The following is a 1186-nucleotide window of genomic DNA, read 5'->3' on the forward strand; positions in this document are numbered from 1 at the left end:
CGACCAGTCCGCCGTCTCCCGGGCCGATGCGATAATCCTCGACATCGAAGACGCGGTGGACCCCTCGCAGAAGGACGCCGCCCGCGCCAACGTCGTGAACTGGCTGACAGCCGGCGGCAGCGCGTGGGTCCGGATCAACGACGCCACCAGCCCGTTCTGGGCCGACGACCTCGCCGGCCTGCGCGGCACCCCCGGCCTGCTGGGCATCATGCTGGCCAAAACCGAATCGGCCGACCAGGTCACGGAGAGCTTCCACCGGATGGACGGCAAGACCCCGGTGATCCCCCTGGTCGAGTCCGCCGTCGGCATCGAGGAAGCCAACAACATCGCCAAGGCCCAGGGCGCCTTCCGCCTGGCCTTCGGCTCGGGCGACTTCCGCCGCGACACCGGCATGGCGGCCACCGCGGAAGCCATGGCCTACCCCCGCGCCAAGCTCGTTGTGGCCAGCCGCGTGGGCAACCTCCCCGGCCCCATCGACGGCCCCACCGTCGGCACGAACCACCCGATCCTGCGCGAACAGACCGGCATCACGGGGATGATGGGGATGACCGGGAAGCTCTGCCTCGCAATCGACCAGACCCCGGTCATCAACGAGGTCATCAGCCCCACGCCGTCCGACGTCGCCTGGGCCACCGACTTCATGGCCGACTTCGAAGCCAACGGCCGCGTCATCCGGGACGGCTCCGACCTGCCGCGCCTGGGCCGGGCCGAGAAGATCATGAAGCTCGCGGTAGCCTTTGGCGTGCAGCCGGCCCTGTAGCCGCCACACCACTCGAGGAGACCCCGTGACCGATACCCGCTATCTGGTGCACGGGGTCTTTTGGGATGGTCCGGCGCCCGGGCCCGCCGCAGCGTCCGGCGGCAGGCCGCCGGCGATGCGCCTGCAGGACCCTGGCGGCGCCCTCACCGCAGTGACGCTCGACGCCGGCACCCGCCTCGGTTTCCGGCTCGCCGCCGCGGGGAAACAGTGCCTTGGGCATCACTTGGTGCACGGACCCGCCGACCGGGACCACGTCCTGTGCCCGGACCGGGCTCCCGCCGCCAGGGGCAGCCAGTGCGGGCGGTGCTTCGTCCTGGATGAATTCCGGCTGATCCATGACTTCCACCGCGGCGGCCGGGTCCCGCCGGGCCTGCGCGCGTACCTGATGCAGCCGCACTGGCTCTACGTCGCCACCTTCGCCAACGT

1 protein-coding gene and 1 pseudogene are annotated in these 1186 nt (G+C 71.0%); both read left to right on the top strand.

Features of this window, described 5'->3' with window-relative positions; genetic code table 11:
* Positions 1 to 760 (top strand): CoA ester lyase (locus LQV45_RS34155; protein WP_230012299.1); only part of this gene is annotated, 760 nt, incomplete at its 5' end.
* 25 nt (positions 761 to 785) lie between these two features.
* Positions 786 to 1186: pseudogene (locus tag LQV45_RS34160) on the top strand (DUF2797 domain-containing protein); the annotation flags it as partial.

Source organism: Microbacterium sp. Bi128 (genome assembly GCF_918698205.1).